This is a genomic window from Bacillus mycoides, assembly GCF_000832605.1.
Lineage (GTDB): Bacteria > Bacillota > Bacilli > Bacillales > Bacillaceae_G > Bacillus_A > Bacillus_A mycoides.
On the sequence record NZ_CP009692.1, the window covers coordinates 1,169,365 to 1,183,381 of the forward strand.

Below are 14,017 nucleotides of genomic sequence, written 5' to 3' on the forward strand. Positions count from 1 at the left end.
TAAACTTCCATCAATAATTGATGGAAGTTTACTCTATTTATATTACTCCGTTACAACTGAAGCGATAAATGGTAAGTTACGATATTTTTCTGCGCAGTCGATACCGTAGCCAACGATAAATTCGTCTGGAATTTGGAAGCCAACATATTCAGCTTTTAAGTCCACTTTACGGCGTTCAGGTTTATCAAGTAACGTACAGAATTTCAATGCTTTTGGTTTATGCATGAAGAAGTGATCTTTTAAGAAGTGAAGTGTTAAACCAGAATCGATAATGTCTTCTACGACAATTACGTTTTTTCCAGTAATGTTTACATCGATATCTTTTAATAGTTTTACTTTTCCAGTTGTTTCTGTTTGATTTCCGTAGCTAGATGCAGAGATAAAATCGATAGTTACTTCGTTTTTAATATGACGAATTAAATCAGCAGCGAATACGAAAGATCCTTTTAATACAGCGATTACAACGATTTCTTCTCCTTCAAAATCACGTTCGATTTGAAGTGCTAGTTCTTTTACTTTTTCTTGTAATTGTTCTTCAGAAATTAAAGTGTCTTTTATTTCAATTTTCATTTGAATCCTCCTACAGTGTAAAACTTGTGAACATTTCGACTGTAAAGGATAGAAAGAAAAAAGTCAAAGAAGATATAAGGTTTTTACAGAAATGCCCACAAAATAGTCAGATGATATGATATACTGATCATATTAAGAAAACGCTTCCGTGAAGGGTGATTATGATGAAAAAGAAACAGTATACAAGTGTAACATTTATAAAAGCATTGCTTTTAACAATCGTTCTTGGTATGTTGGCTTACATAATTGATGTACCTGCAATTCGGATTTCATTAATTGGAATGACTTTAGTATTAGGCGCAATTTCCCACGGTATGATGTCACAGCTGCAAGAAGTTGGACTTGATGATATGAAAGATCATATAGATAAGAAATGAGAAACCTTCACGTATATAGAGTGAAGGTTTTTTCGTTTCTTACAAAAATGTAAGGTGATTTGTAAGACAAATCGATAGTTGCATAGTAGTGTTTTGGATAAACTATAAGTGTAAGGTAAAGGCAAGCATATTTTAGGTAAATTAAGTTTTAGGCACTCTATATGTGAAAAAGGAGTAGGAGGGCATGGAGAAACATTGGACGACCTTTTCTTTTTTAGCAACTAGTAACACCGTAATGCTAGCTGGAGAAATGGATTTTTTGCATACGTTTGATCGAGAAGACGATCATTCTTCTTCTAAATTTACAATGAAATGGAGTAAGTGGAGCGATAGTTGTAAATTGGAAGAAGAGGCCCCTAACGAAAGGCAAAAAATTATTTTAACAAATCCTATTAAAGCATGGGTCGTTCAATGTCGTAAGTGTAACGTCAAAAATCACTTCAAGAAAACTGAGCCGAGACAATTAGTTATCACTCCGGCCCTTTCTACTTCTCAATCACGCGAAAGTAACAAATAAATATCGAGACACACACCCGAAAAAACATCGTATATATTACGGTGTTTTTTTATTTTTCTAAAATGAAATCTTTAACAGAATTCCATTTCATCTGCATCTTATATTTACATCTCTTGTTTATTCTAGTAATACATCCGGTGCGACGTGATGTGTTACTAGAATAAAGTATAAAAGGAGAGAAATAAAATGAAAAAAAAACTATTACCAATTTGTGCAATGGCACTTTTAACAGTAGGATATTCTTCAGTAGCGAGCGCTTCTACTGGAACATTAACAAAAGAAGAATCAGCGCAAATGCAGCAAGATAAAGCTAAAAAAGAAGAAGCAATTAAGGAACAGCAAAAGAGCGAAGTAGAGAAAAAAGAAGCAGCACAAGTACAAGAAAAAAGTGATATGGCTAAAAAAGAGGAAGCAATAAAAGCAGGGCAAAAGAATGATACAGCGAAACAAGAAGTAACACCACAAGTGCAAGAAAAGGAAGCTCTTGCAAAAAAAGAAGCAGCAATTAAGGCAGGGCAAAAGAATGATGCAGCGAAACAAGAAGTAGCGAAACAAGCTGTACAAGGTGAAAAATTACCAAACACAGCATCAAATAATGTAGCAATGATGGCATTAAGCGCATGTCTTGTAGGGATAGGGACATTATTTGGTTTGAAGCGTCGTAATAAAGTTAAGGCGTAAATAAAATATTTTTCTATAAAGAATGGGATAATTTCATATATTAAAAATGGTAGGTTATTCCTACCATTTTTTGCATGGAGGGATGGAACATGAAGTTACTCAATTATATCGGTATCATATTGATGGCCATAGGGCTATTCATGGGATCGTATTACGCTGTGGAATGGTATAAAGGAAAAAGCTCTGCTCAAGAATTAACGAAAGCAGAAATAAAGAGCCTTAAAAATATACAAGATAATCAACTTTCACATGAAACACCTGTAACTTCCCAAGTACCTTCTTCTCAAACCGAGCATAAAGAAGGAGAAAAGGTAGCAATGTTAAATATACCGAAAATAAAGAAGAAGTTTTCTATATATTGGGGAGCAAATGATGCTACATTGAAAAAAGGAGTCGGTATGTTTGTTAGTGATTTAACGACAACACCATCTGGAGGAGGGCATACTGTACTGAGCGGGCATAGGGATACTGTATTTACAGAATTAGGGGAGCTTAAAGAAAAAGACAATCTCATTGTAGAATATGACAATACAATGTACACATATGAAATTCAAAAGATGTGGATTACACACGCGGATGATCGCACTGTTATTGTAAAAAAAGAAGAACCGACATTAACACTGACGACTTGTTATCCATTTGATTATATAGGGGATGCACCGGATCGATATATTATCGAGGCAAAGTTAATTACGAGCAATTCAAAATAAAATTATCAAGTACAAAATGCTAGCTACTTAAAATGAGAGGGGGAGACATAGATTATGTCAAAAAACATTTTGATTGTTGAAGATGAAGATATTTTACGCGAAATATTAAAGGATTACTTTTTGAGTGAACAATATAAAGTGCTTGAAGCGAGAGATGGAAAAGAAGCTTTAGTCTTATTTGAAGAAGAAGAGGTCGATTTAGTTATACTTGATATTATGTTGCCGGAACTTGATGGATGGTCTGTTTGCCGAAGGATTCGTAAGACGTCCGGGGTTCCAATTATTATGCTGACGGCACGTGTAGATGAAGATGATACATTACTTGGGTTTGAGCTTGGGGCAGATGATTATGTTGCGAAACCATATAGTCCGCCTATTTTATTAGCGAGAGCGAAACGATTATTAGAAAGCAGACAAGCATCAAAGAAACCTTTGGAAAATGAAGATGATACGTTATCAATTCATGGCATTCACGTCCATTTTCCGTCACGTACTGTTACTGTTGATGAGGCAGACATTACTTTAACACATACAGAATTTGAAATATTAGCTTATTTCATGAAAAATCAAGGGATTGTACTAACAAGAGAACAGTTAATTTCAAGAATTTGGGGGTACGAATTTGCTGGCGATGATCGAACGGTTAATAGTCATATTCGTAATTTGCGAAATAAATTAGGAGAGAAAGCAAAGTACATTACAACTGTAGTGCGAACCGGTTATAAATTCGAGGGGAACATATGAGAAATGGGATTGTACTTAAATTATTTACACTTACAACAGCTCTATGTATGTTGATTTTAGCGACGATATTTATTGGGCAAACAATATTTTTCAAACAATATTATGCGAATCGAAAAGTGGAAGATATTAAAGTGAACTTAAATTCCTTTGCAAAGAACTATTTAAATTATGCAGGAAGTGCAGAAGAAGTTCAGAAACTGGAGCAAGATTTTTTAAGAGAAAATAATACGTGGATTACGACTTTAGACCAGTATGGGAATTTAAAACATGCGGATGATTTTTATTTTGAGGTAACGATTGACCGTAAGCAACAGAAGAGTTTTGGACAACAAATATTCAAGATTCCCTTATGCTATCTCATCAATATAGAAGAGCTTGATAATAAAGCATCAAACCAGTTTTTAGAACAAGAAATCTATTTTTCTGGAGTGAAAAAAGAAGAAAGTTTTATTCCATTCTCTTTCTCGTTAGGTAAGCAAAATTTAAGTGGATCTAATAAACCGTTAGAAAAAGCATTTAATGAGAAAATGATTAAATTAGATCAGGAGAAAAAGATTAAATTAGATCAGGAGAAAAAGAAAGAAGCTGAGGAACAAGTTGTTAAGGAAAAGAAGCCGGCCGTTCAGGAGCAAGCTGCTCAGGAATTAGATGCTCCCATAGTAGGACGTGTTACGAAAGTACAGTTCCCCGATGTAAAAGGTCCTGTGAATCCAATTTATAAAAATAGTTTATTCTTAGATAGCATAAAGGAATTTCAAACTGATTTATTATTAAAAGAGAATAATCATATACAGTATTCAACACAAATAATGGACTATGAAAAAAATGATATAAAATATAAATTATTAATTAAACCCAAAAAAGAAAAAGACGGATCGGTAACATATATATATGCGATGGCTTCTTTACAGCCTGTAGATGAGGCTGTACAAATGGTGCAAGATTATTACATCTATATTGTTGCATTTGTAGTCGTTCTAATTTTTCTAGCTTCCTTTTATTACTCAAAACAAATTGCAAAACCGCTACTAAAAATAAATGATACAACGAAGAAAATAGCTCATTTGGATTTCACAGAAAAAATTCCGATTACTTCAAAAGATGAAATTGGTGATTTATCGCAAAATATTAATACATTATCTAATAAACTACATTCACATATTGGACAGTTAGAACAAGATATTGAAAAAGAAAGAAAGTTAGAAAACACAAGGAAAGAATTTATTGCGGGTGTATCGCATGAACTAAAAACGCCGCTGAGTATTATGAAAAGCTGTATTTCCATTTTAAAAGATGGGGTAGCTGAACATAAGAAAGACTACTATTTTCAGGCGATGGAAAAAGAAGTAGACAAGATGGATATACTAATTTTGGATATGCTTGAATTAGCTAAATTTGAGTCTGGCACATATAACATGAAGATGGATTCTTTCTATATCGATGGAGTGATTGAAGAAATATGTGAACAGCTTTCATCGGAGATAGAGAAAAAAGAACTGAGTGTGCACAAACATATATGTCCAGCTGAAGTGGTTGGGAATCAAAATAGAATTGAACAAGTAATTGTGAACTTCATTACGAATGCAATACGTTATACACCAGATAAAGAGGATATTATTATTTCCACAATAGACGAGAAGAATTATATAAAAGTGTGTATTGAAAATAAGGGTGCCCACATTGAAGAAGAACAATTAGATAAAATTTGGGATCGTTTTTATCGAGTAGATGCGGCACGGAAACGTTCACAAGGTGGAACCGGGCTTGGCCTTGCGATTTCAAAAAACATTTTAGAGCTGCACAATGCTGAATATGGGGTCAAGAATACAAAAGATGGTGTGTTATTTTACTTCTATTTACCGAAAAAAGCGTAGACAATACTATCTACGCTTTTTTAATTTATTTTCATATTATCTTTACCTAATCTTTACTTCTAAACAGTATACTTTGAATAGAAAATGAGGTTATGTAAGGAGTCGATGAACCGTGCATAGCAATTGGCTAAGTATAATGGTATTTATTTTCTTTTGTGCATTTATTGTATTTTTAATTGATATTACGATGTGAAAAAAGAGCGCTAAGTTAAGCGCCCTTTTTTTGTGAATTTATTTGATAAGCACTCATGCTTTTGAATAATCTTGGTGAAGTGATAAATAAAAATATAAGTAAAACGGTACATAGAATATAGGAACCAATCATTGTGCTACCGTTAAATATTAAAGAATATAGAATAGCTGATTGACCTTTCGGTGCATATTGTCCCCAGAAAATAATACCGGCAATAAAGTGACAGAAGTAACGAGCTAGACTACCGATAAAAGTAGCAATGATAATGTATCCAATTACTTTCTTTCCTTGGTTTTGTTTTGATGAAGGCTTATCTTTACGGCTACTTAAGTTTGATTGTTCGTTTCCATTCTTATTAGATGCTAGAAGTGCTTTTTGAATTGGACGATAGAATAAACCAGCAAATCCAATGAATGCGAAAGCAACGAAGTATTCAATGATTACTTGAATTGGTGTGACGATAATGGCATCGCCTACGACAATTTGTAATAATCCCCAAATTAAGCCTCCTAAGAAAGCCATTTTGAAGCCCCAGCGGTATGCGATAATAAAGATAGGAATCATAGCGAATGAGATGGAACCGCCTGTTGCTGATATTTTGATTGAAAGTGGTAAAATATCGATGACCAAGGCGAAGGCTGCAAGAATAGCAGATTCGATCATCGCTTGTAAATTGGTGTTACGCATGTTGTCTCCCCCTAAATCCAAGTTGCAAAAAAAGAATAGATATCATAGGAGGATACGAAATACGTAAATAAAAAAAGAGGTGTGTATTTCGGACGTTTGCACAATTCCTGCGTTAGCATTAACTAACAGGTTCAAAGGGTCGGAACGAATTGTTCCCTCTCAGCGGTAAGGCTCCCCCTGTGATAACGAGATTCTTTATTTGCTATTGTTCATTGTAAGCGAAATGGATGAGAATGGCAAATGAATACCGTATGACAATTATTGAAATAGAATTGTAGCGAAATGTTAATAAATATGAAGCAAAAGGGTATAGTCCAATTGAAATAGAGTATGATATAATTTTCCTGAAAATAATTATCATTCTCTTCTGAGGGGGAAGGTTATGAGCTTAGTAGATATTAAAATTGGCGAGAACGTGTTAGTAAAAAGTATTCAGTCTTTAGATCAGTTATTAAAGCGTAGACTAGCTGCTTTCGGTCTCGCGGAAGGAAGCGAACTTCGCTTGAAACAGAAAGCGATGTTTAAAGGTCCTTGTACATTGGAGTGTCGTGGACAGTTAATTAGTATTCGTCATTGTGACGCGAAAATGATAAAGGTGGAATTAGCGTGAATAAGGTTGCTTTGCTAGGGAATCCGAATACAGGGAAAACATCATTATTTAATGCACTTACTGGTTCTTATGAATATGTAGGAAACTGGAGCGGTGTAACAGTAGAAAAGAAGGTTGGTAAATTAAAAGATAAGCAAGGAACATTAATTGATTTACCAGGCGTTTATGATTTGAATCCAGTTTCACGTGATGAAGGTGTCGTTACGAATTTTCTACTAACAGATGAATTTCATCATATGTTAAATATAGTGGATTCTTCTCAATTTGAGCGAAATATGCATTTAACATTGCAATTACTTGAATTTGGTAAGCCCGTTTCAATTGGTTTAAATATGATTGATGTGGCAAAGCAAAGAGGAATTGTGATTAATGTAAAACGGCTATCAGAAATATTAGGTGTAACAGTCGTTCCTGTCATCGCAAGAACCGGAAAAGGCTGTGAAGAATTACTTACTACTCTTCATGAAGAGAAACAAAAAGAGAAAAAGCCATTCATTATTTCATATGGTGTACAAATGGATGAAGGAATTGGAGAGGTAATCGCTCTTTTAGAGACAGCGAATTATGAGCATCCGAGATGGTTAGCCCTTCAATTTTTAAGCAATAACGAAGTAGTAGAAAAAGAAATGAAAGCATTACCAATTTATAAGGAACTTATAGCCATTCGATCTCGTTTAGATGGAAAACTTGATTGTACGTTGGAAGAGCACATTTACAAGACTCGTGAAGCGTATATTGAAAAGTTAAAAACAAATGTTATGCAACATGAGAAAGAAGGAAAAATTCCTTTTTCAGAAAAAATTGATAGGTTAATTACACATAAAATTTTAGGACTTCCAATCTTTTTAGCAGTTATGTTTTTTATTTTTCAGGTTACGTTTACGTGGATTGGTACACCTTTATCTGATATGCTTGATGGATTTTTTGGCGGACAACTTACTGATTGGGTTACAGCTGGGCTCACAAGTGTTGGGGCTTCTGACTTTATTCAAGCACTCGTTACAGAAGGTATTATTGCTGGTGTTGGTGCGGTATTAGTATTCGTTCCACAAATCTTTGCACTATTCTTCTTCATTTCATTATTAGAAGACTCAGGATATATGGCACGAATTGCAGTTGTTATGGATAGAATTATGGAGTTTTTCGGTTTAAACGGAAAAGCATTTATTCCGATGATTATCGGCTTTGGATGTAACGTTCCAGGTATTATGGCAGCGAGAACGATTGAACAAGAAAAAGAAAGATTACTTACCGTTCTTGTAACACCATTTATGTCTTGTTCAGCACGTTTACCTGTATATGCATTATTTGCGGGAGTATTCTTCCCTAATAGTCAAGCGACTGTTGTGTTCTCTTTATACATTGCAGGTATTGTTCTTGCATTACTCGTTACAAAAATTATGTCTCTTACTATTTTAAAAGCAGAAAAATCTATTTTTGTAATTGAACTACCACCTTACCGTGTGCCGCAAGCGAAAACGTTATGGCTGAGCACGTGGGAGAAAGGTAAAGGATTTGTTCGTAAAGCGGGTACATTCATCTTCGGTGGTTCTGTTGTCATTTGGTTATTAAACTATGCAGGTCCATCAGGATTTGGTGTTGATATGGGAGACAGTTTCTTAGCGATGATTGGTGGATTTATTGCACCACTTTTTGCACCGCTCGGCTTTGGAACGTGGCAAGCTGCAGCATCCCTTTTAACAGGATTTTTAGCGAAAGAAGTTGTCGTTTCTACGATGGCAATTATTTATGCGGTTAAAGAAGATGTGCTAGGAAATGTAATGGGAGCACATTATACTGCGCTATCAGCCTATGCATTTATGTTCTTTATTTTATTATATGTTCCGTGCTTAGCGACAGTAGCTGTTATTAAACGTGAAACAGGATCGATGAAATGGACAGTTTTCTCTGTCGTTTATCCGCTCGTTGTTGCTTATGTATTAACGCTCATTATATACCAAGTTGGGTCCTTACTCGGATTCTAGAAGGAGATGTATCGCGGTGATGGTCAATATTATAATTGGAGCTATCATTTTTGGTTATGCAGCATATACGTTAGTTAATTTTGTAAAGAGAAGTAAAAAGGGAAAATGCGCAGCATGCTCTTTAAGTAAGTCATGTCAGTCGCAAACTTGTAGTCCAGATATGGAGCAAATTGCTCATAAATAGAAAAAAGCTTTGCGAATTTCGCAAAGCTTTTTTGTTTACTTTTTAATTTTTACAAGCTGAGAAGCTTCTACTCCGTTGTAACCAGGGAATTCTTTACTAGGGTCTTTATCGAATTTTAATACACCAACAGATTTTTCATCACCTTTTACATTTCCATAAGTTGCATCGTCAACAATTGCGAACATGTCTGCATATGCACGGCCACTTCCGATAATTGTGTTGCCTTCGTATTTTAATTTTGCCCCATCAAGTGTAGCATTTTCTACTTTCTCTTTTGCAAATAACACGCCTTCTTCTGTTGTTACAGCTGGTAATTTATCAAGTGGTTTTGTATCATCGTTTTTATCAACTTTGCTAAGTAATTCTTTTTTCACCAGTTCTTCACCAGTTTTCTTATCCATTACAAGAACTTTTTTACCCTCTAATGTTGTCATTTTCATTTTATAGAAGTCTTTTTCTTTCACTTCTTTTTTATTTTTATCTGTAACTTGTTGAATTTGCTCATCTGTTCCGTATAGTACAAAGCCGTTCGCTTTTTCTCCTAATAAAGAACAACCTGATAATGCTCCGAATGAAATTGCTGCTGCTAATCCGATTCCTACTAATTTTTTCATGATGATTGCTCCTTTTATATGTTTTATAGTAAATACATTTTTTGTATTAGTCCTGAAATTATGAGAAGCTTGTTTGTTGCTTCTGGTATTAGTGTATAAGAAATATTGAAACGTAACTATCGAGTTAGCTTACAGTAACATTACAATAATGTAATTTAGTGAAAGTGCATAAAAATATGTCAATTCTGAAGAGGATTAATGAGAATATATTAGGAATACAATGTTTTATCTAGAATGTCATATTATATTGGCTGTATTTTGGAAATAACATGTAAGGACATATTAGTTTTGTTATAATAAACACATAGGCTGTAAAAATGAATATTCTTTACTGTTAAGGGAGATTTTTCAGTTTTCCAAGTAGTGAATTTGAAATATGAGGTAAGTCATAGGAGGAATTAGAATGTCTGTATTTAAACGATTACGAGATTTAACAATGTCGAATGTATATTCATTAATTGAAAAAGCGGAAGATCCAGTTAAGATGACGGATCAATATTTACGCGATATGCAAGCGGATGTACAAGAAGCTGAGAAAAGTGTAGCAGCTCAAATTGCACTTGAGAAGAAATTCAAAATATTATTTGAAGAGCAAGAAGCACTTGTGAAAAAACGTGAAGAGCAAGCTCATATGGCTGTTCAAGCAAGCAATCTTGACCTTGCGCGTCGTGCTCTTGAAGAAAAACAAAATGCAGAGCAAAAGATGAATGAGTATAAAGCGAGCTATGAGCAAAACAAAGCAGCTGCTGATAACCTTCGTCTTAAGCTAGAAGAAATGCGTAAGCAATTAACAGAGCTGAAAAATAAACGTGAAACACTTGTTGCACGTGTAAATGCAGCGAAAGCACAAAAGAATATTAATCAGGCGATGTCTGGATTTGATTCAAATTCAGCAAAAGCTGGTTTAAGCCGTATGGAAGAGAAAGCACTTCAATTAGAGGCTGAAGCAGAAGCAAGCGGTGAAATTTACAAGAAAGAAAAGTCGTTAGATGATGAATTCGCAAGCTTAAACAAAAATTCTGTTGTTGACGATGAATTAGCTCGTATTATGAAGCAGTACGAGAAATAATATAGAATAGACAAAGAAACCGACATGTCTGAAGAGAATTCATGTCGGTTTTCTATTACTTTTTTAGAGGAGGTTTTGTAATGACGTGGATGAATGTTTTAGCTATGCTTGTATGGACTGGAGCGAGTGCGGTACTTTTATTTGCAATTATGTGGGTTGATTCGATTTTTACAAAATACAATGATTTAAAAGAAATGAAAAATGGAAATACAGCAGTGACAACGCGTTTCGTTATGAAATTATTTGCGCAAGGGTACATTTTATCTCAATCTATAACGAAAGCGAATGACTTATGGCAAGCGCTTCTTGCCTCAGCAGTTTCATTCGTTATTTTATTAATTGTAGAAATGTTCATTGAGTTTGTGTTAAAGAAAATGTCTGGTTTAGATTTAGAAGAAGGAACGAAAGAAGGCAGCTTAGCACATGCGTTGTTAGCTGGTTCATTACATATCGTTGGTGCACTTATTTTAGGTGCTTGTTTATAAAGAGAAAAGGAGGGGTAGATTGTGAGTTTATTTAAACGTATTAAAAATATAATGAAGAGTCCGGAGCCGCCGAAGCCAGAAAAGAGTCTTTTAACGTTGGCTCCTGGCGATATGATTGAAGTCTCGTTAGTCATGTACGAATTAACTGGGAAAACGAGCATGCATTCTCGCAAGGAGATTATTTTAACTTTGCAGGATGGGAAAGATATTCGTTATTTGAAAATCGAAGACCGTGAAAATACGTATTACAAATTGTATACACCGATTGATGGTCGTTTAGATTCAATCGATGAAATTCCGACGACGATTGAAATGGATGATATAGAGTATCATATGGAAGAACAATATAATGGACGTGTTGTTGTTATGGGGAAAACACCATTCGCTGCTTCAGAAGAACAGTACGTATGGGAATTCCAATCTGATAACCGCAAATTATTACGTGTTGAATGGCAAAATGGTCGCACAATGATGTATGAGGGAGAAGTAATTATTCCTGCTGATGTACAAATCATAAGAGCAACATAAGGGGGGCGTAATCATGTCAAACCGATTGTTTACCATGATTAAATCGTTCGTGATCCCTATACTTGCTATCGTTACATTACTTGTTATTGCCGGTTATGCTTTATCGGGCTGTCAAAGTGGTCAGGCGAAGTCAATTCAGGACCGTTACCCACTAGAGTCTGTCGCAAAGGATGGTAAACAAGAATCTTACGTGTATAGGGCCGCCAATCGGTCAGTTCCTGAAGTTGCAAAGGAACTTATAGCCGAAAGGAAACCGAAGCAAGCATCTAAAGAAGATGAAAATCAAATGTTCCTCGTTTATTCTGATAAAATGTATAATTTACAAAAGGATAAAGAGAAACCATCTGATACGTTAATTGAAATAAGCAATGAAGAATTTGTCCGTCAAAATTACCAACCATCCTTCTTACAAGGATATATCATGGGGAGTATATTAAACGATATATTCGGTTCACGCAAATCATCATACGGTGATTATCGCGGATATAATGACAGACAAAATCATAAACCGGTGATCCCGGAAAGACCACCTACGAAAGAGGAAAAGAAAACCCCGCCTCCAATTACGAAGGAAGGGAAAGGATCTATTATTAAGCGAGGCGATAATGTAGATCCGAAATCATCTGTAGGTGATAAAGGAAGTATTACGGAAAAAGGAAGTAAAACGACGCCACCGCCTTCTACCGGAAGCAAAGGGAAAATTACGAAAAACCCGGGTGGCTCGAGTGGATCTGATGTGAAGCCGAAATCATCCATTAAAACCCCACCAAAGAATACGTCGCCCCCGAAAACAAGGGTTGGCGGTTCAGGGAAAATTATGAAGAGAAGATAGTATAGAGACCGAAAAGTGGAATTTGCTTTTCGGTCTTTTTATTATGGGAATTAATTCCTTATAGCTGGTACAATTAAGTTATAAGGTGGAGATTATTATGAGTATATATAAAAGGTTTAGTTTGATTATGTTCCTCGTCTTATTCCTCAGTTTGTTTATTAGCACAACGATGAAATTTCACTTTATAGTAGGTATTCTATGGATACTGTGTACATGTACTCTCTTTCTATATGTTCCGCTTCGCTTTCAGCATGAAGTGCCCGCCTTTCAAAAGTACGTCGATTGGATTAAAAGCGGGGGAAGATGGGGGGAGTAAAATATATCAACGGTTTTTCGATTATATCTATCGTAGCTCAAAATATATCAACGATTCGAAAAGGAATATCGATTTACCAACTTCATAATAAAAAGAGGCTGCACCAATATTTTGGCACACCCTCTTTTTTCATAATGATTAATGAATATCACGTTTCTTAAAGTTACCGCCTTTTACTTCAGCTACGTCATAAACTGTAATAAAGGCATTAGGATCGATTTCATTAATCAGGTCCTTCATTTTACTTTCTTCTAAACGGTTAATTACACAAGAAATTTCTTTGAATTTCTCTCTTGAATAACCACCATATACTTCGTTATACGTTGCGCTTCGGCCTAAACGATCGCGAATTGTTTCTACCATTAATTCAGGCTCTTTCGTGATGATTTTAAATGTTTTCGAACCACTTAAACCAACTTCAACGATATGAATCACTTTCGAAGCGATAAAGTAAGCAATTGCCGAAAGGATAGCCCCTTGAAGACCAAATACTGTTGAAACAAAAATAAAGACAAACATATTTAAGAATAAAATAAGGTCACTTGTTCCAAAAGGTAACTTACGAGAAAGTAATACAGCTAGCATATCGATTCCATCTAATGCGCCGCCGTTACGTAAGGCTAGTCCCATACCGAAACCGATAATAATACCACCAACAACTGTAACGAGTAGTGTATCGCCTTCAATAATAGTTGGTATTCCGTGCATGACAACGGTACCTATTGCTAATGAAGCAATCCCGATGATGGAATAAATTGCAAAGCTTTTACCGATTTGTTTATATCCTAACCAAACGAAAGGAATGTTAATAACTGCGATTAGAGCTCCTAATGGCAATCCAAATAATCTTGAACTAACGATACTTAAACCAGTCACACCACCGTCGGATACGTTATTTGGAATTAAGACAGCTTCTAATCCGTACGCTGTGATAAATGCCCCAATAATAATCATCAAAGCTTTTGAAGCAATTTTCAGCTTATTGGGCTTACTCTTGATCATTTTTTTCATATAATTTCCTCGTTTCAAACTAGTTTCTTT

The 14,017-nt window shown here is 35.1% G+C and carries 18 protein-coding genes and 1 riboswitch; of the genes, 14 read left to right on the forward strand and 4 right to left on the reverse strand.

Going from position 1 to position 14,017, the window contains the following annotated elements; all coding sequences use genetic code 11:
- Positions 1–42: 42 nt before the first annotated feature.
- Positions 43–570 carry a hypoxanthine phosphoribosyltransferase gene (gene hpt, locus BG05_RS07880; RefSeq protein WP_000687586.1) on the reverse strand — a complete coding sequence of 176 codons (528 nt, stop codon included), beginning with the start codon at positions 568–570 and terminating at the stop codon, positions 43–45.
- Between the two features lie 161 nt (positions 571–731).
- Here hpt and BG05_RS07885 point away from each other — a divergent pair, with 161 nt between their 5' ends.
- The 6 genes from BG05_RS07885 (at position 732) to BG05_RS07910 (ending at position 5,473) form a co-directional block, all read left to right on the forward strand.
- Positions 732–947 carry a hypothetical protein gene (locus BG05_RS07885; protein WP_002129607.1) on the forward strand — a complete coding sequence of 72 codons (216 nt, stop codon included), beginning with the start codon at positions 732–734 and terminating at the stop codon, positions 945–947.
- 184 nt (positions 948–1,131) lie between these two features.
- Complete coding sequence (locus BG05_RS07890) at positions 1,132–1,464, forward strand: hypothetical protein (RefSeq protein ID WP_000410949.1); 333 nt, start codon at positions 1,132–1,134, stop codon at positions 1,462–1,464.
- Positions 1,465–1,650: 186 nt separating this feature from the next.
- Positions 1,651–2,145: an LPXTG cell wall anchor domain-containing protein gene (locus BG05_RS07895; protein WP_002191007.1), complete on the forward strand. Its 495-nt coding sequence runs from the start codon at positions 1,651–1,653 to the stop codon at positions 2,143–2,145.
- An 89-nt stretch (positions 2,146–2,234) separates the two neighbouring features.
- A complete protein-coding gene (locus BG05_RS07900; protein ID WP_016127562.1) occupies positions 2,235–2,855 on the forward strand; it encodes a class D sortase in 621 nt (206 codons plus the stop codon).
- Between the two features lie 54 nt (positions 2,856–2,909).
- Positions 2,910–3,599, forward strand: a complete 690-nt coding sequence (locus BG05_RS07905; protein ID WP_000041840.1) for a response regulator transcription factor — start codon at positions 2,910–2,912, stop codon at positions 3,597–3,599.
- On the forward strand, positions 3,596–5,473 hold the full coding sequence (locus tag BG05_RS07910; protein WP_033734305.1) for a sensor histidine kinase: 1,878 nt from the start codon (positions 3,596–3,598) through the stop codon (positions 5,471–5,473). The genes BG05_RS07905 and BG05_RS07910 overlap by 4 nt, the downstream gene beginning before the upstream one ends.
- 208 nt (positions 5,474–5,681) lie before the next feature.
- Here BG05_RS07910 and BG05_RS07915 read toward each other — a convergent pair whose 3' ends face one another.
- Positions 5,682–6,353, reverse strand: coding sequence for an energy-coupled thiamine transporter ThiT (locus BG05_RS07915; protein ID WP_002015759.1), 672 nt, complete (start codon positions 6,351–6,353; stop codon positions 5,682–5,684).
- 86 nt (positions 6,354–6,439) lie between these two features.
- A riboswitch (TPP riboswitch) is annotated at positions 6,440–6,541 on the reverse strand.
- 194 nt (positions 6,542–6,735) lie between these two features.
- Between BG05_RS07915 and BG05_RS07920 the strand changes: the two genes are divergently transcribed.
- Genes BG05_RS07920 through BG05_RS07930 form a run of 3 tightly spaced genes read left to right on the forward strand, consistent with a single transcriptional unit; the run spans position 6,736 to position 9,132 of the window.
- A complete protein-coding gene (locus BG05_RS07920; protein WP_003192040.1) occupies positions 6,736–6,963 on the forward strand; it encodes a FeoA family protein in 228 nt (75 codons plus the stop codon).
- Complete coding sequence (gene feoB / locus BG05_RS07925) at positions 6,960–8,948, forward strand: ferrous iron transport protein B (RefSeq protein WP_002167503.1); 1,989 nt, start codon at positions 6,960–6,962, stop codon at positions 8,946–8,948. The genes BG05_RS07920 and feoB overlap by 4 nt, the downstream gene beginning before the upstream one ends.
- A 16-nt stretch (positions 8,949–8,964) precedes the next feature.
- Positions 8,965–9,132 carry a FeoB-associated Cys-rich membrane protein gene (locus BG05_RS07930; protein ID WP_000989601.1) on the forward strand — a complete coding sequence of 56 codons (168 nt, stop codon included), beginning with the start codon at positions 8,965–8,967 and terminating at the stop codon, positions 9,130–9,132.
- Positions 9,133–9,167: 35 nt separating this feature from the next.
- On the opposite strand, the gene BG05_RS07935 is transcribed toward BG05_RS07930, so the two are convergent.
- Complete coding sequence (locus tag BG05_RS07935) at positions 9,168–9,746, reverse strand: lipoprotein BA_5634 family protein (protein ID WP_002129594.1); 579 nt, start codon at positions 9,744–9,746, stop codon at positions 9,168–9,170.
- Between the two features lie 403 nt (positions 9,747–10,149).
- Between BG05_RS07935 and BG05_RS07940 the strand changes: the two genes are divergently transcribed.
- From BG05_RS07940 to BG05_RS07960, 5 genes are all read left to right on the forward strand, one after another.
- Complete coding sequence (locus BG05_RS07940) at positions 10,150–10,815, forward strand: PspA/IM30 family protein (RefSeq protein ID WP_002015754.1); 666 nt, start codon at positions 10,150–10,152, stop codon at positions 10,813–10,815.
- An 80-nt stretch (positions 10,816–10,895) separates the two neighbouring features.
- Complete coding sequence (locus tag BG05_RS07945) at positions 10,896–11,300, forward strand: DUF350 domain-containing protein (RefSeq protein WP_002015753.1); 405 nt, start codon at positions 10,896–10,898, stop codon at positions 11,298–11,300.
- A gap of 21 nt (positions 11,301–11,321) precedes the next feature.
- On the forward strand, positions 11,322–11,828 hold the full coding sequence (locus tag BG05_RS07950) for a DUF4178 domain-containing protein (RefSeq protein ID WP_002015752.1): 507 nt from the start codon (positions 11,322–11,324) through the stop codon (positions 11,826–11,828).
- A gap of 13 nt (positions 11,829–11,841) precedes the next feature.
- A complete protein-coding gene (locus BG05_RS07955; RefSeq protein WP_002129590.1) occupies positions 11,842–12,660 on the forward strand; it encodes a DUF4247 domain-containing protein in 819 nt (272 codons plus the stop codon).
- A gap of 97 nt (positions 12,661–12,757) precedes the next feature.
- Positions 12,758–12,976, forward strand: coding sequence for a hypothetical protein (locus BG05_RS07960; RefSeq protein ID WP_002167505.1), 219 nt, complete (start codon positions 12,758–12,760; stop codon positions 12,974–12,976).
- A gap of 138 nt (positions 12,977–13,114) precedes the next feature.
- On the opposite strand, the gene BG05_RS07965 is transcribed toward BG05_RS07960, so the two are convergent.
- The gene (locus tag BG05_RS07965; protein WP_000738210.1) at positions 13,115–13,987 is read right to left on the reverse strand and encodes a YitT family protein; all 873 of its coding nucleotides are present in this window, start codon (positions 13,985–13,987) and stop codon (positions 13,115–13,117) included.
- Positions 13,988–14,017 lie beyond the last annotated feature (30 nt).

What these genes read in the sequence shown, in the direction of transcription:
- hpt (WP_000687586.1), bottom strand. Translation starts at nt 570, where the DNA reads ATGAAAATTGAAATAAAAGACACTTTAATTTCTGAAGAACAATTACAA.
- BG05_RS07885 (WP_002129607.1), top strand. Translation starts at nt 732, where the DNA reads ATGATGAAAAAGAAACAGTATACAAGTGTAACATTTATAAAAGCATTG.
- BG05_RS07890 (WP_000410949.1), top strand. Translation starts at nt 1,132, where the DNA reads ATGGAGAAACATTGGACGACCTTTTCTTTTTTAGCAACTAGTAACACC.
- BG05_RS07895 (WP_002191007.1), top strand. Translation starts at nt 1,651, where the DNA reads ATGAAAAAAAAACTATTACCAATTTGTGCAATGGCACTTTTAACAGTA.
- BG05_RS07900 (WP_016127562.1), top strand. Translation starts at nt 2,235, where the DNA reads ATGAAGTTACTCAATTATATCGGTATCATATTGATGGCCATAGGGCTA.
- BG05_RS07905 (WP_000041840.1), top strand. Translation starts at nt 2,910, where the DNA reads ATGTCAAAAAACATTTTGATTGTTGAAGATGAAGATATTTTACGCGAA.
- BG05_RS07910 (WP_033734305.1), top strand. Translation starts at nt 3,596, where the DNA reads ATGAGAAATGGGATTGTACTTAAATTATTTACACTTACAACAGCTCTA.
- BG05_RS07915 (WP_002015759.1), bottom strand. Translation starts at nt 6,353, where the DNA reads ATGCGTAACACCAATTTACAAGCGATGATCGAATCTGCTATTCTTGCA.
- BG05_RS07920 (WP_003192040.1), top strand. Translation starts at nt 6,736, where the DNA reads ATGAGCTTAGTAGATATTAAAATTGGCGAGAACGTGTTAGTAAAAAGT.
- BG05_RS07935 (WP_002129594.1), bottom strand. Translation starts at nt 9,746, where the DNA reads ATGAAAAAATTAGTAGGAATCGGATTAGCAGCAGCAATTTCATTCGGA.
- BG05_RS07940 (WP_002015754.1), top strand. Translation starts at nt 10,150, where the DNA reads ATGTCTGTATTTAAACGATTACGAGATTTAACAATGTCGAATGTATAT.
- BG05_RS07945 (WP_002015753.1), top strand. Translation starts at nt 10,896, where the DNA reads ATGACGTGGATGAATGTTTTAGCTATGCTTGTATGGACTGGAGCGAGT.
- BG05_RS07955 (WP_002129590.1), top strand. Translation starts at nt 11,842, where the DNA reads ATGTCAAACCGATTGTTTACCATGATTAAATCGTTCGTGATCCCTATA.
- BG05_RS07960 (WP_002167505.1), top strand. Translation starts at nt 12,758, where the DNA reads ATGAGTATATATAAAAGGTTTAGTTTGATTATGTTCCTCGTCTTATTC.
- BG05_RS07965 (WP_000738210.1), bottom strand. Translation starts at nt 13,987, where the DNA reads ATGAAAAAAATGATCAAGAGTAAGCCCAATAAGCTGAAAATTGCTTCA.